The 22,563-nt window shown below is 64.3% G+C and carries 20 protein-coding genes; 8 read left to right on the top strand and 12 right to left on the bottom strand.

Annotated elements, in window-relative coordinates; translation table 11 throughout:
• Positions 1-14: 14 nt before the first annotated feature.
• Entirely contained in the window at positions 15-1,718 is a 1,704-nt protein-coding gene (dhaK, locus tag CIC12_RS29175; protein WP_168669431.1) for a dihydroxyacetone kinase subunit DhaK, read from the top strand.
• 90 nt (positions 1,719-1,808) lie between these two features.
• On the opposite strand, the gene CIC12_RS29170 is transcribed toward dhaK, so the two are convergent.
• From CIC12_RS29170 to CIC12_RS29140, 7 genes are all read right to left on the bottom strand, one after another.
• Positions 1,809-2,105 carry a YciI family protein gene (locus tag CIC12_RS29170; RefSeq protein ID WP_168669429.1) on the bottom strand — a complete coding sequence of 99 codons (297 nt, stop codon included), beginning with the start codon at positions 2,103-2,105 and terminating at the stop codon, positions 1,809-1,811.
• A 12-nt stretch (positions 2,106-2,117) separates the two neighbouring features.
• Positions 2,118-2,402 carry a muconolactone Delta-isomerase gene (gene catC, locus CIC12_RS29165; RefSeq protein ID WP_168669427.1) on the bottom strand — a complete coding sequence of 95 codons (285 nt, stop codon included), beginning with the start codon at positions 2,400-2,402 and terminating at the stop codon, positions 2,118-2,120.
• Between the two features lie 52 nt (positions 2,403-2,454).
• Complete coding sequence (locus tag CIC12_RS29160; protein WP_168669425.1) at positions 2,455-3,783, bottom strand: short-chain fatty acid transporter; 1,329 nt, start codon at positions 3,781-3,783, stop codon at positions 2,455-2,457.
• 76 nt (positions 3,784-3,859) lie between these two features.
• Positions 3,860-4,819, bottom strand: coding sequence for a 3-hydroxyacyl-CoA dehydrogenase (locus CIC12_RS29155; RefSeq protein ID WP_168669423.1), 960 nt, complete (start codon positions 4,817-4,819; stop codon positions 3,860-3,862).
• Between the two features lie 2 nt (positions 4,820-4,821).
• A complete protein-coding gene (locus tag CIC12_RS29150; RefSeq protein ID WP_168669421.1) occupies positions 4,822-5,523 on the bottom strand; it encodes an SDR family oxidoreductase in 702 nt (233 codons plus the stop codon).
• Between the two features lie 30 nt (positions 5,524-5,553).
• Positions 5,554-6,606 carry a cyclase family protein gene (locus CIC12_RS29145; RefSeq protein WP_168669419.1) on the bottom strand — a complete coding sequence of 351 codons (1,053 nt, stop codon included), beginning with the start codon at positions 6,604-6,606 and terminating at the stop codon, positions 5,554-5,556.
• A gap of 69 nt (positions 6,607-6,675) precedes the next feature.
• Positions 6,676-7,419, bottom strand: a complete 744-nt coding sequence (locus CIC12_RS29140; RefSeq protein WP_168669417.1) for an IclR family transcriptional regulator — start codon at positions 7,417-7,419, stop codon at positions 6,676-6,678.
• Positions 7,420-7,661: 242 nt separating this feature from the next.
• Between CIC12_RS29140 and CIC12_RS29135 the strand changes: the two genes are divergently transcribed.
• Complete coding sequence (locus CIC12_RS29135) at positions 7,662-8,984, top strand: MFS transporter (RefSeq protein ID WP_168669415.1); 1,323 nt, start codon at positions 7,662-7,664, stop codon at positions 8,982-8,984.
• A gap of 93 nt (positions 8,985-9,077) precedes the next feature.
• Here the strand turns inward: CIC12_RS29135 and CIC12_RS33720 are convergent, their stop codons facing one another.
• From CIC12_RS33720 to CIC12_RS29115, 5 genes are all read right to left on the bottom strand, one after another.
• Entirely contained in the window at positions 9,078-9,212 is a 135-nt protein-coding gene (locus CIC12_RS33720; protein WP_274597584.1) for a hypothetical protein, read from the bottom strand.
• Positions 9,213-9,248: 36 nt separating this feature from the next.
• Positions 9,249-10,304: a permease gene (locus CIC12_RS29130; RefSeq protein ID WP_168669413.1), complete on the bottom strand. Its 1,056-nt coding sequence runs from the start codon at positions 10,302-10,304 to the stop codon at positions 9,249-9,251.
• Positions 10,305-10,329: 25 nt separating this feature from the next.
• Positions 10,330-11,400: a tRNA 2-selenouridine(34) synthase MnmH gene (mnmH, locus tag CIC12_RS29125; protein ID WP_168669411.1), complete on the bottom strand. Its 1,071-nt coding sequence runs from the start codon at positions 11,398-11,400 to the stop codon at positions 10,330-10,332.
• A 188-nt stretch (positions 11,401-11,588) separates the two neighbouring features.
• A complete protein-coding gene (gene selD, locus CIC12_RS29120) occupies positions 11,589-12,653 on the bottom strand; it encodes a selenide, water dikinase SelD (protein WP_168669409.1) in 1,065 nt (354 codons plus the stop codon).
• Between the two features lie 222 nt (positions 12,654-12,875).
• Entirely contained in the window at positions 12,876-13,232 is a 357-nt protein-coding gene (locus CIC12_RS29115; RefSeq protein ID WP_238812950.1) for a beta-xylosidase, read from the bottom strand.
• Between the two features lie 190 nt (positions 13,233-13,422).
• Between CIC12_RS29115 and fdnG the strand changes: the two genes are divergently transcribed.
• The 6 genes from fdnG (at position 13,423) to selB (ending at position 22,558) form a co-directional block, all read left to right on the top strand.
• Positions 13,423-16,491 carry a formate dehydrogenase-N subunit alpha gene (gene fdnG, locus CIC12_RS29110; protein WP_168669407.1) on the top strand — a complete coding sequence of 1,023 codons (3,069 nt, stop codon included), beginning with the start codon at positions 13,423-13,425 and terminating at the stop codon, positions 16,489-16,491.
• A gap of 9 nt (positions 16,492-16,500) precedes the next feature.
• Positions 16,501-17,433: a formate dehydrogenase subunit beta gene (fdxH, locus tag CIC12_RS29105; protein ID WP_168669405.1), complete on the top strand. Its 933-nt coding sequence runs from the start codon at positions 16,501-16,503 to the stop codon at positions 17,431-17,433.
• Positions 17,420-18,076, top strand: a complete 657-nt coding sequence (locus CIC12_RS29100) for a formate dehydrogenase subunit gamma (RefSeq protein WP_168669403.1) — start codon at positions 17,420-17,422, stop codon at positions 18,074-18,076. The genes fdxH and CIC12_RS29100 overlap by 14 nt, the downstream gene beginning before the upstream one ends.
• 87 nt (positions 18,077-18,163) lie before the next feature.
• A complete protein-coding gene (gene fdhE, locus CIC12_RS29095) occupies positions 18,164-19,165 on the top strand; it encodes a formate dehydrogenase accessory protein FdhE (protein ID WP_168669401.1) in 1,002 nt (333 codons plus the stop codon).
• Between the two features lie 34 nt (positions 19,166-19,199).
• A complete protein-coding gene (gene selA, locus CIC12_RS29090) occupies positions 19,200-20,642 on the top strand; it encodes an L-seryl-tRNA(Sec) selenium transferase (RefSeq protein WP_168669400.1) in 1,443 nt (480 codons plus the stop codon).
• Complete coding sequence (selB, locus tag CIC12_RS29085; protein ID WP_168669398.1) at positions 20,639-22,558, top strand: selenocysteine-specific translation elongation factor; 1,920 nt, start codon at positions 20,639-20,641, stop codon at positions 22,556-22,558. The genes selA and selB overlap by 4 nt, the downstream gene beginning before the upstream one ends.
• The last annotated feature ends 5 nt before the right edge of the window (positions 22,559-22,563 follow it).

The following is a 22,563-nucleotide window of genomic DNA, read 5'->3' as shown; positions in this document are numbered from 1 at the left end:
AGGAAGCCGACGCAATGAAGAAGCTCATCAATGACGTCTGCGCCGTTGTCCCCGACATGCTCGACGGACTCGCGGCGCTCAATCCCAATCTCTCGCTATTGCAAGGCAGCACGATCGTCGTGCGCGCCGATGCCGAGGCCGTCGCCGCGCGCAGCGAGGTCGCGCTGATCTCGGGCGGCGGCTCCGGCCACGAGCCCGCGCACGGCGGCTATGTGGGCCACGGCATGCTGAGCGCCGCGGTGGCGGGCGAAGTGTTCACGTCGCCGTCCACGGATGCCGTGCTCGACGCGATACGCGCGGTGGCCGGCCCAGCCGGTGTGCTGCTGATCGTGAAAAACTACACGGGCGACCGCTTCAACTTCGGCCTCGCCGCGGAGATTGCGCGCGCGGAAGGCATCCCGACCGAGATGGTGATCGTCGCCGACGACGTCGCGCTGACGGCGAGCGGCGACCATGCGGGTCGTCGCGGGCTCGCGGGGACCGTGCTGGTTCACAAGATCGCAGGCGCGGCAGCGGCAGCGGGCCGTCCGTTGGCCGAGGTCGCGCGGATCGCGCGCGAGGTGGCCGGCTCGCTCGGCACGATGGGCGTCGCGCTCACGCCGTGCACGGTGCCCGCAGCGGGCAAGCCGGGGTTCGAACTGGCCGATGGCGAAATCGAATGGGGTCTCGGCATTCACGGCGAACCCGGAGTGGAACGCGGTGCGATGGAGCCGGCCGAGGCGATCGTCGCGAGACTGCTGGCGAAAATCACCAACGATCTCGCGCTGCAGACCGGCGAGCGCGTGGCGCTGCTGGTGAACAACCTCGGCGGCACGCCCTCGAGCGAATTGAACGTCGTGGCGGGGTCCGCGCTGCGCAATCTGGCGCAGTGCGGCATCAAGGTGGAACGCGCGTGGGCCGGCACGTTCCTGAGCGCGCTGGAAATGGCGGGCGTTTCATTGACGCTGCTGCGCGTGGACGACGAGCGGCTCGGCTGGCTCGACGCCGTGGCGCACACGAGTGCATGGCCCGCATTGAACGGCCGCGTCGCACAGGTGTCGGTGCGGCCCGCGCCGCAGACACCGAAGCGCGCGAGCGGCGCAACGCTCGCGAGTGATGCGACGCTGCGTCGTGTGATCGAAGCGGTGTGCGCGTGCCTGTTGAAAGCTGAGCCGACGCTGACCGAGATGGATCAACGCGTCGGCGACGGCGATCTCGGCATCAGTCTGTCGCGCGGCGCGCGCGCCGTGCTGCAGGAGCTCGACACCTATCCCGCCGAGGCGACGCCAGGCGCCGTGTTGCGCAGCATGGCCGCAACGCTGCGCCGCGTGGTCGGCGGCACGTCGGGGCCGCTGTACGCGGTGATGCTGTTGCGTGCGGCTGCTGCGCTCGAACAGTCGGACGGCGCGACGGCGATGCAATGGGCGGCGGCATTCCGCAACGGCGTCGAGGGATTGATGGAGTTGGGCGGGGCCAGGCCAGGTGATCGCACGATGGTCGATGCACTGAAGCCGGCCGCCGACGCGTTGCAGTCCGCGCTCGCAGGGTCGATCGAGATCGGTGCAGCGCTACAGGCCGCAGCCGATGCGGCCGCCGACGGTACCGCGCAAACGGCGTCGATGCATCCACGGCGCGGACGTTCGAGTTATGTCGGCGACCGCGCGCTCGGTCACGTGGACCCCGGCGCGCATGCGGTGGCGTTGTGGCTGGCTGCGATTCGGGACGCGTGGCTGAAGTGAGCAGCATTGCACGAGTGCGTGCCCGAAAAGAAAACGGCTAACAAAACCGGCACTGTTAGCCGTTCCATCACACAGCCGACATCGAGTCAGCTACAAACAGCACTCGCCGTCGAAGTAAGCCTTGCGCCAACGCGTGATCGTCACACGCTCGAACAGGCCGACTGCAGAAAACGGATCGGCCGCAATAAACTGTTCGGCTTTCTCGCGCGTGTCCAGATCGACGACATATAACCCGCCGCCCGCGCCGCTGCCGTCGTCGTTCAGCTTCGCGCCGCACGCGAGCAGCAGCGCCTTGTTCTTCTCGAGAAACGCGAGGTGGGTATCGCGCTCACGCGCGCGGACTTCGGCATGGCCGGGCTTGTCGAATGTTTCGATGATGTAGGGCATCGGCTCTCCGCTTCAGTTGGGCGCAATCGCGGACGGATGCTGCGCAAGCGGCGTCACGTTCACGCTCATGTACGGATAGAGCGGCAACGAACTGAGCAGCGTATGCAGCTCGTCATTCGACTCGACGTCGAACACGCTGTAATTCGCGTACTGTCCCGCCACTCGCCACAGATGACGCCATTTGCCCTCGTGCTGCAACTTCTGCGAGAACGCCTTTTCCTCGGCCTTCAGACGATCGGTCAACGCGCGGTCGGCGTCGGCGGGAATCTGAACCTGCATATGAACCAGATATAGCATTCGAAACCTCTCTCCATCGATGAGGCCGCGCACGTTGCGGCCGGATTCTTGCTCAACCCCAGGCGAGAATCGCCACCGTGTACACGATGCCGATCCAGAACATCATGATGACCGTATAGCCCATGATGTCCTTCAGTTTCAGCTTCGACAGCGCGAGCGCCGGCAGAATCCAGAACGGCTGGATCAGATCGTTCCATGCGTTGCCGAGCATGACGGCGGTCGCCGTGTGTCCCACCGACGCACCGATCGACTTGGCCGCCTCGATCATGAACGGCCCCTGAATCACCCAGTGCCCGCCGCCCGAGGGCGCGAAGAAGTTGATGAAGAACGAACTGACCAGACCCCAGAACGGCAGCGTGGCGGGCGTGGCGATGTTCACGAAGAAATGCGAGAACGTGTTGACGAGACCCGACGACGCCATGATCGCCATGATCCCCGCATAGAACGGGTATTGCAGAATGATGCCGCTGATCGTGCGAATGCCTTCGTTCAGCTTCTCCACATAGCGAATCGGCGTGCCGAGCAGGATGATGCCGAGAAACAGAATGATGAAGTTGATCAGGTTCAGATCCATCGAACCGCCGCCGTGGAAATACAGCACCACGTAAATCACGCCGATTGCGCCGATCAGAAAGCTCAGCAGGCGGCTGTTGTTCAGGCGGTTGGCAATCGTATTGCTTTCGTCGATATCGAGCGTGGGCGTCGCGGCCTTCGGGGTTTCATACAGTGCCGGGTCGATTTCCGTGACCGGCTGGCCCGGCTTCGGATGCAGCCACGCGTTGAGCAGCGGCAGCGTAATGATGACGACGAGACTCGTGAGCAGCATGGTCGGCGAGAAGATCGTTTCCGCGAGCGGAATCACGCCCATCTGCGCTTCCATCGGATGCCCCTTGGTGGAGATCAGCACCGGAATGCTCGCCGACAGACCCAGACCGTACATCGTGAAGCCGCTATACGCGGACGCGATGATCAGCGGGTAGTGCACGCCCTTGATGCTCATCGCGAGCTTGCGCGCGACGATGCCGCCGATCACGAGACCAAAGCCCCAGTTCAGATAGCTGCCGATGCCGCCGACCAGCGTCGCGACGATCACCGCCATACGTGGGTCATGAACCCGCGCGACGAGCCGGTCGAGGAAGCGTTCGGTCAGCGGCGCGGTGGCGAGCACATAGCCCATCGCGAGAATCACCGCCATCTGCGTGGTGAACGCGAGCAGTGCCCAGAAGCCCTTGCCCCAACTCAGGGTGAGCGCGGTGACCGCCTGGCCCTGAACCAGCACGGCGAGAAGCATCGTGAGTAGCGTGAGGCCGATGGCGAACACGAACGGGTCGGGCAAATACTTGCGCATCAGCTCGGTGAAGAAGGCGGTGATTTTCTGCATGGGACTGTCTCTAGCTTTGGTCGAATAGTAGTTATCGGGTCATGCGGAGATTACGGCGGGATATAACGGCCGCGGGCTATGAATCGTTCGATACGGATTCCTTGCGATACTGGGCCAGCTTCATCAGCTCGCGATCGCGCCATGCGACGCGCGCTTCCCACTGGTCGAGCGGTAACGCGCTGCGGCGCGCGGCGGCCACATCCGCGACGAGTTCAGGCGTCCACGGATCGTGCTGCCCGCGCTCGGCCCCCATGCGCGCATACGAGGGGCCCATCTTCTGCGCGTGCGAGGCGATGCCGCCGCGCGTGTTCAGGTCGGCGGTTTCGAACGGACCGATTACCGACCAGCGCAAACCCAGCGCTTCCCGCACGACGGTGTCGATGTCGTTTACCGACGCGACGCCGTCGCGCACGAGGCAATACGCTTCGCGCAAGAGCGCGCCCTGCAGCCGGTTGAAGACGAAGCCTTCCACTTCCTTCGCGACGCGCACCGGTTTGAGGCCGGCGTCGGTGAACAGATCGATGGCGCGTGTGACGGCGGCGTCGTCGGTGAACGGCGCGGGCACGATTTCGACGACCGGAATCAGATAGGGCGGATTGCCCGGATGCGCGACGAGGCAGCGACCGCGGCCCGGCAACGTCGCGTCGATAAAGCGCGACGCTGCCAGAAACGACGAGGCGCTCGCGAGAATCGCATGCGCGGGCGCGGCGCGATCGAGCTGCGTGAATAGTTCGCGCTTGATCTCCTCACGCTCGGGCGCGCATTCCTGCACGAGGTCGGCATGTGCTGCTGCGGCGTCGAGCGTCGCGACGATCTCGACGCGAGCGGCGACCACATTCGCCGCTTCATCGAGCAGGCCGAAGCGCGTCAACTCTTCGAGTCGTTGCAGGATTTCCGCCGGCGCAAGTTCGCGCCGCTGCGCTGCCGGATCGAACAGACACACCCGCCAACCGGCACGCGCGAACACCACCGCGAATGCGATGCCGATGCTGCCGCCGCCGACAATGCCCGCCCGCCGCGTCTCATGAGCGCACATGCTCAGACTCCCGCGACGCCGACGGTCATGCCGCCGCACACGTACAGCACCTGACCCGTGACGAAACCGCTGCGCGCGTCGAGCAGATACGACGCGGCATGCGCGACGTCGTCTGGCGTGCCGACGCGCTTGACCGGCACGCTGTCGATGATCGCGCGGGTGCGCGGCGCATCCGGCGGATTCGCGCGGTCGAACAGTTCGGTGCGGATCGGACCGGGGCCGATCGCGTTCGCGGTCACGCCGAACGCGCCGAGTTCGAGCGCCCACACACGCGTCATGCCGAGCAAGGCGGCTTTCGTCGCCGAATAGGCGGTGCGCAATTCCTTGCCGAGCGCCGCGCGCGACGACATGTTGACGATACGTCCAAAGCCCGCGGCCTTCATGCCGGGCAACAGCGCCTGCATGCATTGCAGCGAGCAACGCACGTTGAGCGCCCACGCGCGTTCGAGTTCTTCGAGCGATTGCTCTTCGGCATTCGCAGGCACCACGATGCCGACGTTATTGACGAGCCGGGTGATCGGCCCGCCCGCGAGCGCCCGTTCGAGCGCGCTTGCCGTCGCCTGCGGGTCCGACAGATCGGCGATCAATCCGTCGCCCACGCGGTCGATCACGACCACGTCATAACCATCCGCCTCGCAGCGTGCGGCACATGCCGCCCCGATGCCGGCGGCGCCGCCGGTAATCAACACTCGTTCTTTGGCCATGTTTCAGATTCAAAAGGAAAGAGGAAAAGCTCACACGGTCGCGATCGGCGTGACGGGCGAACCCATCGCGCCCGGCAGGCGCAACGGCGGCGCGGTCAGCATGAAATGCGAGCGGCCGTTCGCGCGCAGCCATGCGGCGAGATCGCGCAAGTACCAGAGTTCGCCGAGCGGCAAACCGAGTTTGAACAGGCAGTGGTGATGCAGCGGCATCAGCGGATGTTCGCCCGGCGTGGCAGGTGCGCGTGCCGGATAGCGTTCGACCGCATAGTTGTCGGCGGCGAGCGCGGCAATGCCCGAGTCGGTGAGCCATTGCAGCAGGCGTTCGTCGCGGCCGTCGAGCGCACAGCAGTGACTGTCGAGCACGCTTTCGTCAGGATGACGATTCATTTCCAGAACCATCTCCGCGAAACCGGTGCGCAGCACGAGCATGTCGCCGCGTTCGATCTGCACGCCGTCGGCGTCGATCGCGAACATCAGGTCGTCGTAGCCGACCGTGCGATGCTCGCGTGCGTAGTGCGCGACCAGGTCGACCAGCACGCCGCGGCCCTGCATGCCTTTGACCGCCAGATTTTCGATGCCGAGCACGTCGGCGTGACTGTGTTCGCCGCCGCATGCGTGCGGCGCGAAGCCGTCATCGGCGCGATACTCGATCGGTCCGACGACATCGGCCTGCGCGCGATAACCGTTGTAGTAGACGCTCTCGGGCACGCCGTCGCCGTCCGCGTCGAAGCGCGCGCCCACATGCGCGAGCGAATCCCATTGCGTCGAATATTGCAGGCTCAACAGCACCTGGTCGTCGCTGACGACGTCGGTGGCGCCGGGTTCGTTGCGCGCGAACGGGAAGTTCACGTAGGGCAGGCCGTCCCTGACCGTGGGCCGCAACACGGGCGGGTGGCGGCGCACGTTCAGTTTGTTGTCGCCGGGAAAGTCGAGCGGCAACGACAGACAGAAGCTCAGGCCCGCGCGGATTTCACGCGCGCCCCTCAGTACCTGTTCCGTGCCGATCAGATTCGGCCTGCCGAGTTGGTCGTCGGCTCCGAAGTCACCCCAGTTCGAGCCTTCCGGCCTGTTCTTCCAGCGCATTGCAAATCCTTCTGAGCTGGCCTGCGCACTGCACCATCCGGATACCGAACGAAGCGTGGCGGCGCGCCGTCACGCCAGGAGTTCTGGCGGGATCTGGCCGTAAATGTCGAGCAGCGCTTCGATCGCGCGCTGTTCGTTTTTGAGCAGTCGTGCTTTCGGACCGCCGATCACGAGCGCAAACGCTTCGCCGTGGATCAGGAAGCCGCGTGCGAGACCGGCGACGTCTTCGACGTTTTCGCCGGTCGAGCGATGCCAGCCGTTCGTCACGCCTTGCTCGACTTCGGCTTCGAGTGTCTTGCGGACGATCACCGAGCCGTCGGTCGATGCGGTCAACGGCTCGCAACTGTCGAGCAGCTTGCGGCGTGCCTCCACCGACAGCGCCCCGAGCAGCGCCTTGCCCGCCGCACTCGCATGCACGTACATGAAGCCGCCGGGCTCGTCGCTGTAGCGAATCTTCTGGCGCGACTCCATCACCTCGAGATAGACGACGCGGTTGCCGGCCAGCGTGGCGAGCGCCGCGGTCTCGCCGGTGGCGTCGCGCAGCGAACTGAGCAGCGGCTGGAACAGCAGCGTCAGCGGGTCTTCGCTGCAGATGTCGCGGGCGACGTGCAGCAGCCGCTGGGTCGGGTAATAGCCGGCTTTCACGCCCGGTGCGTACAGGTAGCCCTTGGCCACCATGGTTTGCAAAAGCGCGTGGCAACTCGACAGCGGGATCTCGGTTCGACGCGCAATCTCGCTGTAGATCATGGGTTGCCGCACTTCGGCAAAAAGGTTTATCACGTCGAAGACGCGTACTGCTGTTTTCACATCCATGACAACATTATCGACATTTCGATAACGCGATGGCAATAGGGACACGGGTATACACCTAGTCGCTTGCCGCGTTGTCGGGAGTTGTCGCAGGGTAATCCCTTGATTGACGCATATCGCCGACGATCCTTATAGTCCGGCTCCTGTTCGTTAACGGAAATAAAGTTCGTAAATCGAACAAACAGCGCGGATCGAATGTGAGGTTCGTCCGCTGCATTCGCGACTCAACATGGAGACGTACCCCGATGGCGCTCACGCTCGAAACGCAACACCGGAATGCCCGCAAGGCGGGTATCGCATCATTCGTCGGGACGACGATCGAGTGGTATGACTTTTACGCGTACAGCACGGCGGCGGCACTCGTGCTCGGCAAGATCTTCTTTCCGACCACTTCGGCCCTGGCCGGCACGCTCGCCGCGTTCGCAACCTTCTGGGTGGGCTTTCTGGCGCGGCCGATCGGCGGGATCATCTTCGGCCACCTCGGCGACAGAGTGGGGCGCAAGAAAACGCTGATCATCACGTTGATGCTGATGGGCTGCTGCACGACCGGCATGGGTCTTTTGCCGACCTACAACCAGATCGGTTTGCTTGCTCCCGCGTTGCTGATTCTGCTGCGTCTGATGCAGGGCATCGCGATGGGCGGCGAGTGGGGCGGCGCGGTGGTGCTGTCGTCCGAACATGCGCCGAAGGGCAAGGAAATTCTCTATTCGGCCTTCGCACAGCAAGGTTCGCCCGCTGGCAATCTGCTCGCAACCGTGGCGTTCCTGCTGACCTCGATGCTGCCCGATCACCAGTTCATGACGTGGGGCTGGCGCGTGCCGTTCCTGTTCTCCGCGCTGCTGGTGGTGGTCGGGATGTTCATCCGGATGAGCGTCGACGAATCGCCGGCGATGCAGCAATTGAAGGACCGCAAGAAGGTCGCGAAGCTGCCGATCGCCGACGTGCTGCGCGACCATAAGGGGCTGGTCGCGATGGGCGTGGGCGCGTGCGTGATCGGCTTGTCGGCGACCTACTTCAAGACGACGTTCGCATTGTCGTGGGCCGTGACGAGCATCGGCTTCGACCGCACGCAATTTCTCACGGTGATCACCGGGGCGATCGTCGTGCAGCTCATCGTGCAACCGTTCGGCGCCTTGCTGGCGACGAAAATGGACCTGAAAAAAGCAGTGATTTACATGCTAGTGCCGGAAATCATCGCGCTGCCGCTGATGTTTTCGCTGATTGCAACCGGCTCGACGAAGCTCGCGATGCTGGGCATGGCGCTCGCGTCGATTCCGCATTCGCTGTACTACGCAGCGATGGCCGGTATTCTGGCGAAGTCGTTTCCGGTGCAGGTGCGTTATACGGGTATTTCGCTTTCCTATCAAATCTGCGGCATGGTGTTCGCCGGTACGACGCCGATTCTCGGGCAATATTTGCTCGGCGCGACCGGCTCGATTCTGTCGGTGGTCGCACTCGGCGTATTGCACGTGTTGATTACGCTGTTCTGCGCACTGGGGCTGATCACGCGGATGCGCCAGGAAGGCGCGCGGGATGCGGCGCGCGAAGCGATGCTGGCGCAGAGCTGAGCGTCTGCGCCGAAACGGGAAGGGGGGCGCTGGAAAGGGGACGAGCCGCTACGCGGCGACCCGCGTCCAGTTCGACTGGAACGTGGGTCGCTGTCAGGGGCGCAGCAGATCGAAGCCGGCTAGCGCAACGACGCCGCTGATCGCGATCAGTGCCACCGAGTGCTGTCCGACATACAGCAGGCCGGCAGCCGACCAGCTTGTCAGCGTGAATGCGGCGATTCGTTTCATACGCTGGCGATGGAGATACAGTAACGAGACGGAAATTCAGAAGCCCAAAGCAATCGCAAGCAAGCCGCTCACCACGCCGCATGCGACCACGGCCACGGCCACCACGGTCAGCACGCGCCGCGGGAACGAGCGGCCCAGCATGGCCATCGACGGGACACTGATCAGCGGCAGCGTCAACAGCAATGCGCCGGCCGGACCCGCGGCCATGCCGAATGAAAGCATCGCCTGGATGATCGGCACTTCGCCGGCAGTCGGAATCACGAACAAGGTGCCGGCGATCGACAACGCGACGATCCACAGCAGGCTGTTGTCAATGTGCGGACCGATGTGCGGAAACAGCCACGCGCGCGCCGCGCCGAGAATCAGCACCAGCACGATGTATTCGGGCACGAGGCGCAGCGTCATGCTGGCGAGGATTTTTATCCAGCGGGTGAAGGCGGTGCCGGGGTCGTCGGCGGTGATCAGTTGCGAGAGCGCTTCACGCGACGCTTCGGCTTCCTTCGGCGTGACCATGCGGTTCACCAAGTAGCCGAGGCCGAACACCATTACGATGGCGAGCGCGAGCCGCAAGCCCATCCACTGCCATCCGAGCACGAAGCCCATGAAGATCAGCGTGGCCGGATTCAGCGCGGTATTGCCGAGCCAGAACGCGATTGCCGCGCCCGGCGCCGCCTGGCGCGCGCGCAAACCGGCAACGACCGGGGCCGCGCAGCAGGTGCACATCATCCCCGGCAACGACATCAGGCCGCCCTTCACCACACTGCTGAAATCGGTGCGGCCGAGCGCGCGCGCGACCCATTGCGGCGGAATCAGCGCCTGCACCGCCGAGCCGAGCAGCAGGCCGAGCACCATTGCTTGCCAGATGGCCTTGCCGTACGCGAACGCGTAATCGATCGCGGCTTGCCACGATGCGTCCGGCGCGCTCGCCGAGGTGCCCATGAGGATCGATTTGCCGATCGAGTGCTGGCTCGCGGCGACGAATGCGCGGTTGTAGTACGGGAACCACTTCACGTAGAAGAGGCCGACGACGGCGATCAGCAGGAAGACGATCCAGCCGAGCGCGATACGAGGTTGTCTAAGGGTTGATTGCATGAGTGGTCTCAGCGTGGTTTTTTGATCAGATCACAGAGGCAAGGGCGCGGCTGTCGAGCCGCGCCAATAACGCTTTCGCCTGGTCGACGACGTCGGCGTCGTTGGGGCGGAAAGTCAATGGCAAAGCGTGCGGCAACTGGACGAAATGCTGATGGCTGCTGCGCGCGTACGCCGGATCGTAATGCCGCTCGATCAGTTCGTGCGCGAGTTCGGCGCGCTGATCGGCGTCGACGAGCTGCTGCCAGCCCGTTACCCGTTCACGGCTATGCAAACCGATCAGCCGTTCCAATTGCCCTTTCAGCGCCTCGGGGTCGTCGAACAGACGGGCGTAATCGTGCAGCAGGAACTCGGCGCGATCTTCGCGGCTCGACAGCACCTCGACGCACGCACCCCCGTGAAATGTTTCCAGCAGCGCGAGCGGCAAGGCGACCGAACCGATGCGCCGGCTTTCCGCTTCGACGAACACCGGCCGCCCCGGATCGAACTCGCGCAGCGCGCTCACGAGCAGCGTATCGAAACGCTTCTGCGACGGCTGCGGCACACCCGCCCATGCGCCGAGCAGCGAGCCGCGATGCGCGGCCAGCGCTTCGAGGTCGAGCGTCTGCGCGCCCGCCTGGTTCAGCGCCGCGAGCAGGCGCGTCTTGCCGCTGCCGGTCGGACCGACCAGCGCGATGTAGGAGAAGGTTTTCGGCAGGGTGTCGAGCGTGTCGAGCGTGAAGCGCCGATAGCGCTTGTAGCCGCCGTCCAGTTGGCGCGCGGGCCAGCCGATCATGTTGAAGAGCGTCGTGACCGAACCCGAGCGCTTGCCGCCGCGCCAGCAATAGATGAGCGGCCGCCAGTTGCGCGGCCGGTCGGCGAAGGTCGTTTCCAGGTGATGGGCGATGTTGCGTGCGACCAGGGCCGCGCCGATGCGCGTGCCTTCGAACGGCGACACCTGCTTGTACGTCGTGCCCACCAGTACCCGCTCTTCGTTGCTCAGCACAGGGGCGTTGAGCGCGCCCGGAATGTGGTCTTCCGCGAACTCGAGAGGCGTGCGCACATCGATGATTTCATCGAAATCACCTGCTTTTTCGAGGCTGACGAGAAGGTTTTTCAAGGGGTACGGACGAAACGGGACGGCGAAAGGGTGAAATTATCGCATGCGCCGCCAGGGCGGGCCGGCGTATGCGCAAAGCTGTTGGCGTGCGGGGCGCTTCGCGTGGGGTCTCGTGCCCGCCTATGGCGTGCGCCGGGTGCGTGGAGCACGTGCGCCACACGAGTTCGCTAAACAGCGCCCCAAACGTTTCAAACGACTTCGACGCGTCTTTCTCCACCCACCATTTCGCCGATCACACGCGCGTCGCCGAAACCGTCGGCATGGAACAGCGCGAGCACTTCGTCGGCCGATTCCGGTGCGCACGAGACCAGCAGGCCCCCCGAGGTTTGCGGGTCGGTCAGCAGTGCACGGGCCGCCGGCGGCAATGTGGCGGGCAAGACGATGTCTTTGCCGTAGGCGTCCCAGTTGCGCCCCGAGGCGCCGGTAACGATGCCTGCCTGCGCGAGGCTTACCACCTCCGGCAGCCAGGGGAGATCGGCATAACGCACGCGGGCGGTGAGATTCGAGCCGCGCGCCAGCTCCAGCGTGTGCCCGAGTAGGCCGAATCCGGTGATGTCCGTGAGCGCATGCACGCCATCCAGCCGCGCTAGTTCCGCGCCCGGACGATTGAGCCTGGTCGTTGCGCCGATCATCGCGGCGTAGCCGGCGGCGTCGAGCCGGTCTTTCTTCAGCGCCGCCGACAGGATGCCGACGCCGAGCGGCTTGCCGAGAATCAGCACGTCGCCCGCCTGAGCGCCTGCGTTGCGCTTGACGCGCTTCGGATCGACCACGCCGATCGCGACGAGGCCGTAGATCGGCTCGACCGAATCGATCGAATGGCCGCCCGCGAGCGGAATGCCGGCTTCGGCGCAGACGGACTCGCCACCCTTCAGCACGGCCGCGATCACGGCGGGGGGCAGCACGTTGATCGGCATGCCGACGATGGCGAGCGCCATGAGCGGCTTGCCGCCCATCGCGTAGACGTCGGATAGCGCGTTGGTGGCGGCGATGCGGCCGAAGTCGAACGGGTCGTCGACGATCGGCATGAAGAAGTCGGTGGTGGCGACGATCGCCTGCTCGTCGTTGAGCTTGTAGACAGCGGCGTCGTCGGCGGTGTCGTTGCCGACCAGCAGGTCGGGGAAAAACGGCAGCGGCGCGCTGCGCTTGAGCAGATCGGCGAGTAGGCCGGGCGCAATTTTGCAGCCGCAGCCGCCACCGTGCGACAGGCTGGTGAGACGGGGCGATGGGCTGGTTTGGGCGTGGGTGTCGGTCATGTTGGCGCGAGTGTCGGGCTGCGGATGCCCGCAATTATGCGGGTTGTTCGGCCGCGGCGCTGCCCGGCGTGCCTCACGCCTGTGGTGACTCGAGCCGCACGGCGCGGCCAGGCGCCGCGAGCGACGCGTTATCGCCAAGGCGCGTTATCTCAAAGAAGCGGGGCCCAAGCGAGGGAAGCGGCAAAATACGTTCCGAGACGGTGCGACAAATTGACCCGATTGTCATTTATTGCTGCCCGCACCGGTGCCGTACAAGCCGTTATTAAAACCTCCCGCACCGTGGGCGTTGTGATCCTGACCCGTTTTGCCGCGCGAGGCGGCCGACCCGCCGTCCTTCGCCTGCGGTTTGTGCGACTCGTGGACAACCGAGGCCGCCGGATCGGGCGTCGTCCCCATGGCGGACGTGCGATTTTCTTGCTGCTCCGAGCCACCATTCTGTGGAATTTGAGCGCTGCCGTCGGGACTTGCGACGAGCATCACCGCGCCCAGCACGAGTGATGCCACCCGCGCCGACGCGAAGGCTCGCGCGGGAATGTGAACAGTGTCCAGGCGGACATGGAACCGTGAGCGGCGAGTCATAGGAGCGCCTTTTACCGAAGTCAAGGTTGGAGTGGCTCAATCCATGCAGCACGAATGATGCCCGCAAGTGGTCAAAACCGGCTATAAAAGTTCATATTTGCCCTGGTGGTCAAGCGTGTCAGTCTGGCTGCACGACGTCATATCGCACCCTATAATCCTCTCAGTATCCCGAAAGAGCCGAGGCCATTAAATGACCCATCTGTCCCGGCGACAATTCCTGAAGGTCTCCGCCACCACGCTAGCCGGATCGAGTCTCGCCCTGATGGGCTTCTCGCCGGCACCCGCGCTAGCGGAAGTCCGCCAGTACAAATTGTCGCGCACAACCGAAACCCGCAACACCTGCCCGTACTGCTCGGTAGGCTGCGGCATCCTGATGTACGGACTGGGCGACAACGCCAAGAATGCAAAGTCCAGCATCATCCACATCGAAGGCGATCCCGATCATCCGGTCAATCGAGGCACGCTGTGTCCGAAGGGCGCGAGCCTGATCGACTTCATTCATAGTGAAAGCCGTCTGAAGTATCCCGAGTACCGCGCGGCCGGCTCCAATGAATGGAAGCGTATTTCGTGGGAAGACGCGCTCGACCGCATCGCCAGGCTGATGAAGGAAGATCGCGACGCCAACTTCGTCGAGACGACCGAAGACGGCAAGAAGGTCAACCGCTGGCTGACCACCGGCATGTTGGCCGCATCCGCCGGCAGCAATGAAGTAGGTTATTTGACGCACAAGACTATCCGTAGTCTTGGCATGCTCGCATTCGACAATCAAGCACGTGTCTGACACGGCCCGACGGTGGCAGGTCTTGCCCCGACGTTTGGCCGTGGAGCGATGACGAACCATTGGGTCGACATCAAGAACGCGGATGTGATTCTCGTGATGGGCGGCAATGCGGCCGAGGCGCACCCGTGCGGTTTCAAGTGGGTGACGGAAGCCAAGGCGCATCGCAAGGCGAAATTGATCGTGGTCGACCCGCGCTTTACGCGCACGGCGTCGGTGGCGGACTATTACGCGCAGATCCGGACCGGCTCGGACATCGTATTCCTGGGCGGCGTGATCAACTATCTGCTCACCAACGACAAGATCCAGCATGAGTACGTGAAAAACTACACGGACATGTCGTTCATCGTTCGTGAGGATTTCTCGTTTACCGACGGTCTGTATTCCGGCTACAACGCCGAGAAGCGCAGCTACGACAAGAGTTCGTGGGACTACGAGCGCGGCGACGACGGCTTCGCCAAGGTCGATCCGACGTTGCAGAACCCGCGTTGCGTCTATCAGCTGCTGAAGCAGCACTACTCGCGCTACACGCCCGAGCAGGTCGAGAAAATCTGCGGCACGCCGAAGGAGAAGTTCCTGCACGTGTGCGAAATGCTGGCATCGACGGCGGTCCCTGGACGCGCCGGCACGGTGCTGTACGCGCTCGGCTGGACGCATCACTCGGTCGGCTCGCAGATCATCCGGACCGGCGCGATGGTGCAACTGTTGCTCGGCAACATCGGCATTGCGGGCGGCGGCATGAATGCGCTGCGCGGTCACTCCAACATTCAGGGCTTGACCGACCTCGGCCTGATGTCGAACCTGCTGCCCGGCTACATGACGTTGCCGATGGAAGCGGAGCAGGACTTCGACGCGTACATCACGAAGCGCGCGTCGCAGCCGCTGCGGCCGAACCAGTTGAGCTACTGGCGCAACTATCGCGCGTTTCATGTGAGCTTCATGAAGTCGTGGTGGGGCGATAACGCGACGGCCGAGAACAACTTCGGCTTCGACTATCTGCCCAAGCTCGACAAGTCGTACGACATGCTGCAGGTCTTCGAGCTGATGAATCAAGGCAAGATGACCGGCTACATCGCGCAGGGCTTCAACCCCCTCGCCGCGGCGCCGAACAAGGCGAAGATCGGTGCGAGTCTGGCCAAGCTGAAGTGGCTCGTCATCATGGACCCGCTCGCCACCGAGACTTCCGAGTTCTGGAAGAACTTCGGGGAATTCAACGACGTCGATACGGCGTCGATCCAGACCGAGGTATTCCGTCTGCCGACCACCTGTTTCGCGGAAGAGCGCGGCTCGCTGGTCAGCTCGAGCCGTGTGCTGCAGTGGCACTGGCAAGGCGCAGAAGGCCCCGGCGAATCGAAGAGCGATCTCGAGATCATGTCGGGGCTGTGGCTGCGCATCCGCGACGCCTATCGCAAGGACGGCGGCAAGTATCCCGATCCGATCCTCAATATGAGCTGGCCGTACTCCAATCCGGAAAGCCCCACGCCCGAAGAGGTCGCGATGGAGTTCAACGGTAAGGCGCTCGCCGACGTCACCGATCCGACGGATAAAACCAAGGTGCTCGCGAAGAAGGGCGAGCAGCTGGCGAGCTTCGCGCAGTTGCGCGACGACGGCAGTACCGCGAGCGGTTGCTGGATCTTCTGCGGATCGTGGACTCAGGCGGGCAACCAGATGGGCCGCCGCGACAACTCCGACCCCACTGGCATCGGCAATACGCTGAACTGGGCGTGGGCGTGGCCCGCGAACCGGCGGATTCTGTACAACCGTGCGTCGTGCGACGTGAGCGGCAAGCCGTTCGATCCGAAGCGCAAGCTGATTGCCTGGAACGGCAAGACGTGGTCGGGTGCCGACATTCCGGACTTCAAGGTCGACGAGCCGCCTGAAAACGGCATGAATCCGTTCATCATGAATCCGGAGGGTGTCGCGCGCTTCTTTTCGCGTGACGGGCTGGTCGAAGGGCCGTTCCCCGAGCACTATGAGCCGTTCGAAACGCCGCTCGGCTACAACCCGCTGCATCCGCAGAACAAGGCGGTCGTCAGCAATCCGGCGGCGCGCGTGTTCCCGGACGACCGGGCGGCATTCGGCACCCACGAAAACTTCCCGCATACGGCGACCACCTATCGTCTGACCGAGCATTTCCACTACTGGACCAAGCACGCGCACCTGAATGCGATTGTTCAGCCGCAGCAGTTCGTGGAGATCGGCGAGGATCTGGCGAAGGAAGTCGGCGTGGTGGCAGGCGATCGCATCAAGGTGTCGTCCAATCGCGGCCACGTGTTCGCAGTCGCGCTCGTCACCAAGCGGATCAAAACGCTGACGATCGAAGGCAAGAAAGTCCAGACCGTCGGATTGCCGTTGCACTGGGGCTTCAAGGGCCTCACGCAACCGGGTTATCTCGTCAATACGCTGACGCCTTCCGTGGGCGATGGGAATTCGCAAACACCGGAATTCAAGTCGTTCCTCGTCAAGGTCGAAAAGGCATAAGGAAAAGAGATGGCACTGCAATCACTGGATATCAGACGTATCTCCGCCACGACCGTGCCTGCGCCGCAAGCGCGTGAGCCGGTCACGGGTACCGTCGCCAAGCTCATCGACGTGTCGAAGTGCATTGGCTGCAAGGCGTGTCAGACCGCCTGCATGGAATGGAACGATCTGCGCGACGAAGTCGGCGTGAACGTCGGCGTCTACGACAACCCCGCCGATCTGACCGAGCACTCGTGGACCGTCATGCGGTTCTCCGAGTACGAGAATGAGCAAGGCGATCTGGAGTGGCTGATCCGCAAGGACGGCTGCATGCACTGCGAGGATCCGGGCTGCCTGAAAGCCTGTCCGGCGCCTGGCGCGATCGTGCAGTACACGAACGGCATCGTGGATTTCCACGAGGAAAACTGCATCGGCTGTGGCTATTGCATCGCCGGCTGCCCGTTCAACGTACCGCGCATTTCGAAGAAGGACCACCGTGCATACAAGTGCACGCTGTGTTCGGATCGCGTGGCGGTCGGCCAGGAGCCGGCTTGCGTGAAGACCTGTCCGACCGGTGCAATCATGTTCGGCACCAAGGAGGACATGCACCAGCAGGCCGCGGACCGGATTGTGGATCTGAAGGAGCGGGGTTTCCAGAACGCCGGTCTGTACGATCCCGCCGGAGTGGGCGGCACGCACGTGATGTACGTGCTGCACCATGCCGACCGGCCGGGTCTGTATCACGGTCTGCCGGACACTCCGAAGATCAGCGTGATGGTCTCGCTGTGGAAGGGTCTGGCCAAGCCGCTGGCGCTGGCGGGTATTGCGTTCGCAGCCGTGGCCGGGTTCTTCCATTACACGCGCGTCGGTCCGAACGAGGTGACGGCGGAAGACGAAGCCGTTGCACAACGCGAAGCCGACGAAGCACGCCGTTCGAGGGAGGCATCCAATGAAGCACCCTGAGCATACCGGGCTGAAGGACGTGAAGGGCAATAGCCTGATCGTGCGCTATACGCCGAACGAGCGCACGAATCACTGGATCACCGCGATCACGTTCGTGTTGCTGGCGCTCTCCGGCCTCGCCATGTTTCATCCGGCGATGTCGTGGCTCTATGCGATCTTCGGCGGCGGGCAATGGACGCGGATCCTGCATCCGTTCGTCGGCTGCGTGATGTTCGTGTCGTTCCTGATTCTTGCGTTGCGCTTCTGGCATCACAATTATCTCGACCAGGCCGACATCCAGTGGATGAAACAGATCGACGACGTGCTCAACAATCGCGAGGAAAAGCTCCCTGCGATCGGCAAGTACAACGCCGGTCAGAAGCTGCTGTTCTTCACGATGGTGGTGTGTCTCGTGTTGTTGCTCGCGAGCGGCATCGTGATCTGGCGGCGCTACTTCTCGTTCTATTTCCCGATCGGGGTCATCCGGCTCGCGGCGCTGGTGCATGCGGCCACGGCGTTCGTGCTGATCGTCGGCATCGTCGTGCATATTTATGCGGCGTTGTGGGTGAAGGGTTCGATCGGCGCGATGACGCGCGGCACGGTCACGTACGGCTGGGCACGCAAGCATCATCCGAACTGGTTCAAGGAAATCATCGGCAAATAAGGTAGCGCGTTTCAGCGCCCTGCACACCGAGCCGCCGCCTTTGTTCGACGAAGCGCGGCGGCTCTTCAGTTTTTAGAGGTCGATATAGTGGTTCAACGCATTCTTGAAGCGGGCGACATCGAGGCGCTCGATCACACGGCGATTCCGCGCGTCCGCATGCCGGAACGCCTCGCGGTGTTCGCGCCGCGCGCCGTGCGCCTGCGCCAGCTCGCGGGTCTCAACAATCCGATCGCCGGTTACCTGCGCCTGATGGCCGTGCTGGCCGACGCGCAGCAGGCGGTGATCGCGGGCTTCAAGGCGCAGCCGCCGAGCCCCGAACTGATCGCAAGCGCGCAGCAACACTCGATGCCGCTGATTCCGGCGCTCTCCGGCGCTCGCGATCCCGCGTGGCGCAAGGTACTGAGCCAGTTGCTCGACAAGCTCGAAGCCGCCGGTCCGCTCACGCCGCCGCTCGTGGAATTGATCGCGCGCTTGCGCACGCTCGACTCGGCCACGCTCGACGCCCAGGCGGACGCGATCTTCGCGCAGCGCTTCGACGAAGTCGATCCGGCTAGCGCGCCGTTCATCATGGCCGCGCTGCAGGTGGTCTGGACCGATCTCGCCGCTGACATCGACAAGCGTGCAGTGCCGTACATCGAAACGCTCGGGCTGTGTCCCGTGTGCGGCTCGCATCCCGTGGCGAGCATCGTGCGGGTGGGGGGCGCATATGACAATTACCGCTACCTGCAATGCGGCTTGTGCTCGACCGAGTGGCACATGGTGCGCTCGAAATGCTCGAACTGCGATTCCACCAAAGGCATTGCCTATCACGCGGTCGGCTCGCCGGACGCTGACGAAGCGACGCGGGAAGCCGAATCGAAAAACGCCGTATTGAAGGCGGAGTCGTGCGACGAATGCCATACTTACCGGAAGATCGGCATTCAGTCGAAGGACTACGATTTCGAGCCGTTCGCGGACGATCTCGCCAGCCTCACGCTGGATCTGCTGATGGGGGCGGAGGGTTACCGGCGGGCGTCGCCGCATCCGTGGCTGTGGCCGGAGCAGGCTGACGACGCGGAAGAGCCCGCCGGCGAGTCCGGGTCCGACTAGAATCAGCCGGACACCACTTCAAAGGGATTGCTTCGTGAGCGATGTGAGCGGCTCGGCATTGCGCGCGCTGATGGCGCGTGTGCCGTCGGTGGAGAAGGTCATGGCGTCGGCGGAATTCGCGGCGCTGATCGGCGACTATGGTCGTACGCAGGTGCTGGGCGCGGTGCGCGCTGCACTCGACGCGTGGCGCGCCAGCGCGCAGGCGGGCGATGCATCCGTCAGCGCGCTCGACATCGCCCGCCTGCACGCCGCGGTCGAAGCCGCGCTGCGCGAGCGCAACGCGTCGCGCTTGCGCAGCGTGTTCAATCTGACCGGCACGGTGCTGCACACCAACCTCGGCCGCGCGCTGTTGCCCGACGAGGCAGTGCAGGCCGTGATGAAGGCGCTCACGCAGCCCGCCAACCTCGAGTTCGATCTCGCCACCGGCAAGCGCGGCGATCGCGACGACCTCATCGACGAACTCATCTGCGAACTGACCGGCGCCGAAGCGTCCACCGTGGTCAACAACAATGCCGCCGCGGTGCTGCTGACCCTGTCTGCGCTGGCGTCGAAGAAAGAAGTGGTCGTGTCGCGCGGTGAGCTGGTGGAGATTGGCGGCGCGTTTCGCATTCCTGACATCATGAGCCGCGCGGGCGCCAGACTGCGCGAGGTCGGCACGACCAATCGCACGCATCTGAAGGACTACGCCGAAGCCATCGGTCCGCAAACCGCGCTGCTGATGAAGGTCCACGCGAGCAACTATGCGATCACCGGCTTCACCAGGGAAGCCGGCCTCGATGAAATCGCGCCGCTTGCGCATGAGCGCGGCCTCGCGGTCGCCGTGGACCTCGGCAGCGGCACGCTGGTCGATCTGAGCCAATGGGGCTTGCCGCGCGAGCCGACCGTACGCGAAACCGTCGAAGCCGGCGCGGACCTCGTCACGTTCAGTGGCGACAAGCTGCTTGGCGGCCCGCAAGCGGGCTTGATCGTGGGCCGGCGCGATCTGATCGCGAAGATCAAGAAGCATCCGCTCAAGCGCGCGCTGCGTGTCGGCAAGCTGACGCTCGCGGCGCTGGAGCCGGTGCTGCAGTTGTATCGCACGCCGGAAAAACTCGTGGAGAGGCTCACCACGCTGCGCCTGCTCACGCGTGGCGCCGACCACATCCGGCTCGCCGCCGAGCGCGTGCAGCCGGCTTTGCAGCGCGCGCTCGGCGAGCGCTATGCGGTGGTCGCGGAGCCGATGTTCAGTCAGATCGGCAGCGGCGCGTTGCCGGTCGACGTGCTGCCGAGCTACGGCCTCGTCGTCAGGATGGCCGACGGCAAACGCGGCGGACGTCATCTGCTCGCGGTGGAAAAGCTGCTGCGCGAGATGGCGCGACCGGTGATCGGCCGGATCGCGGACGATGCGCTGCGTCTCGATCTGCGCTGCCTCGAAGCCGCCGATGAAGCGCAACTGATCGCGCAGTTGACCGAACAACTGAAGGGCGCGAAGGCATGATCGTCGGCACGGCGGGACACATCGACCACGGCAAGACGAGCCTGGTGAAGGCGTTGTCGGGCGTCGATACGGACCGGCTGAAGGAAGAAAAGGCGCGCGGCATTTCGATCGAACTGGGTTACGCGTACGTGCCGCTCGAGAACGGCGACGTGCTCGGCCTGATCGACGTGCCCGGCCACGAAAAGCTCGTGCATACGATGACCGCGGGCGCGAGCGGCATCGATTTCGCGCTCCTCGTGATTGCCGCCGACGACGGTGTGATGCCGCAAACGCGCGAGCATCTGGCGATCGTGGAACTGCTCGGCATTCAGCGCGGCGCGATTGCGTTGACCAAGGTGGATCGCGTGGATACGCAGCGGCTGCGGGAAGTGCGCGATGAGCTCGCCGCGTTTGTGAGCGGCGGCGTGCTGAAGGATGCGCCCGTGTTCGAGACCTGCGCGACGCGCGCTGATGATCCCGGCGTGGCCGCGTTGAAAGCGCATCTGCACGCGGCCGCCGAGGCGTGGCATATGAAGCGCGCCGACGGCCTGTTCCGGCTCGCCGTCGATCGGGTCTTCACACTCGCGGGGCAAGGCACCATCGTCACCGGGACCGTGGTCGCCGGCAGCGTGACGGTCGGCGGGACGATGCTGCTGGCGCCGAAGAATCAGGCGGTGCGGGTGCGCAGCATTCATGCGCAGAATCGGCCGGCCGAGACCGGGCGTGCCGGCGAGCGCTGTGCATTGAATCTGGCGGGCATCGAAAAAAGTGCGATCGATCGCGGCGACTGGATCGTGGATCCGCGTCTGTCGCAAGCGTCGGAGCGGCTCGACGTGATGCTGACGCTGCTCGCCGATGCGCCGCTGACGCTCGAGCATTGGGCGCCGCTGCATGTGCATCTGGGCACACAGCATCAGGTAGCGCATGTCGCATTGCTCGAAGGTGAAACACTCGGCGCCGGTCAGCGCGCTCGTGTGCAACTCGTGTTCGAGCGGCCGGTGTGCGCGGTGGCGGGTGACCGATTCGTCGTGCGCAATGCGCAGGCCGATCGAACCGTAGGCGGTGGGCATGTGCTCGATGCATTCGCGCCGTCGCGCAAACGGCGCTCGGCCGAGCGGCTCGCGTGGCTCGATGCGATCCAGACGATGCTCGACACCGGCACGCTCGACGCGATGTTCGCGAGAGCGCCGCACGGTTTGTCGCGCGCGTTGCTGGAAAGGCTAACGGGCATGCCGGCGGCTGCGCTCGCGTTGCCGTCGGGCACTCGCGTGGTCGAATTGCCTCGCCACGATGCGTTGCTGGTTGCCGATGTTGCGTGGCAGGCGTTAGACCACCGGCTGATATCGACGCTGACGCAATATCACGAGCGCTCGCCGGACGAACTGGGCCCGGACGTGTCGCGCTTGCGGCGAATCGCAGCACCTTTGGTGGACGATGCGCTGTGGCGCGCGCTGGTCGATGAAGCGGCGGCGCGCGGTGCGGTGGTCAAGCGCGGGCCATGGCTGCATTTGCCTCACCACACCGTGACGCTCGACGACGCCGATCGGGCGCTCGCGGCAGCGCTGCTGCCGGCCGTCAAGGCGGGGCGCTTCGACCCGCCGTGGGTGCGTGATCTGGCGAGCGCGCATGGTGTGCCCGAGGAGCGTGTGCGTCAATTGATGCGCAAACTCGCGCGCCAGGGCGAGCTTTTTCAGGTCGTGCGTGATCTCTTTTATCACCCGGAGATGATCCGCGAACTGGCTGCCATCGCGGCGACCGAAGCACAGAAAAACGCGGGCACGGTAGGGGCCGCGCCTTTTCGTGATGCCACCGGATTGGGACGCAAGCGCGCGATCCAGCTTTTGGAATTCTTCGACCGGGTTGGGTATACTCGCTTCCACCGTGGCCTGCACCTGATGCGCACGGATAGTCGTTGGCTCGATCTGCTGATCGAATAACGCGT

Origin of the sequence: Paraburkholderia sp. SG-MS1 (assembly GCF_012275575.1) — a bacterium.
In the GTDB taxonomy this organism is placed as follows: domain Bacteria; phylum Pseudomonadota; class Gammaproteobacteria; order Burkholderiales; family Burkholderiaceae; genus Paraburkholderia.
Note: the sequence above shows the minus strand (reverse complement) of the source record. Positions and strands in the feature narration are given on the sequence as shown.

Bases quoted from the DNA above. Each gene is read 5' to 3' on its own strand.
- CIC12_RS29100 (WP_168669403.1), top strand. From the start codon at position 17,420: ATGAAGCACCCTGAGCATACCGGGCTGAAGGACGTGAAGGGCAATAGC.
- CIC12_RS29130 (WP_168669413.1), bottom strand. From the start codon at position 10,304: ATGCAATCAACCCTTAGACAACCTCGTATCGCGCTCGGCTGGATCGTC.
- CIC12_RS29135 (WP_168669415.1), top strand. From the start codon at position 7,662: ATGGCGCTCACGCTCGAAACGCAACACCGGAATGCCCGCAAGGCGGGT.
- fdxH (WP_168669405.1), top strand. From the start codon at position 16,501: ATGGCACTGCAATCACTGGATATCAGACGTATCTCCGCCACGACCGTG.
- selB (WP_168669398.1), top strand. From the start codon at position 20,639: ATGATCGTCGGCACGGCGGGACACATCGACCACGGCAAGACGAGCCTG.
- CIC12_RS29145 (WP_168669419.1), bottom strand. From the start codon at position 6,606: ATGCGCTGGAAGAACAGGCCGGAAGGCTCGAACTGGGGTGACTTCGGA.
- catC (WP_168669427.1), bottom strand. From the start codon at position 2,402: ATGCTATATCTGGTTCATATGCAGGTTCAGATTCCCGCCGACGCCGAC.
- CIC12_RS33720 (WP_274597584.1), bottom strand. From the start codon at position 9,212: ATGAAACGAATCGCCGCATTCACGCTGACAAGCTGGTCGGCTGCCGGC.
- CIC12_RS29170 (WP_168669429.1), bottom strand. From the start codon at position 2,105: ATGCCCTACATCATCGAAACATTCGACAAGCCCGGCCATGCCGAAGTC.
- CIC12_RS29115 (WP_238812950.1), bottom strand. From the start codon at position 13,232: ATGACTCGCCGCTCACGGTTCCATGTCCGCCTGGACACTGTTCACATT.
- dhaK (WP_168669431.1), top strand. From the start codon at position 15: ATGAAGAAGCTCATCAATGACGTCTGCGCCGTTGTCCCCGACATGCTC.
- CIC12_RS29160 (WP_168669425.1), bottom strand. From the start codon at position 3,783: ATGCAGAAAATCACCGCCTTCTTCACCGAGCTGATGCGCAAGTATTTG.
- CIC12_RS29150 (WP_168669421.1), bottom strand. From the start codon at position 5,523: ATGGCCAAAGAACGAGTGTTGATTACCGGCGGCGCCGCCGGCATCGGG.
- selD (WP_168669409.1), bottom strand. From the start codon at position 12,653: ATGACCGACACCCACGCCCAAACCAGCCCATCGCCCCGTCTCACCAGC.
- CIC12_RS29155 (WP_168669423.1), bottom strand. From the start codon at position 4,819: ATGTGCGCTCATGAGACGCGGCGGGCGGGCATTGTCGGCGGCGGCAGC.
- CIC12_RS29140 (WP_168669417.1), bottom strand. From the start codon at position 7,419: ATGGATGTGAAAACAGCAGTACGCGTCTTCGACGTGATAAACCTTTTT.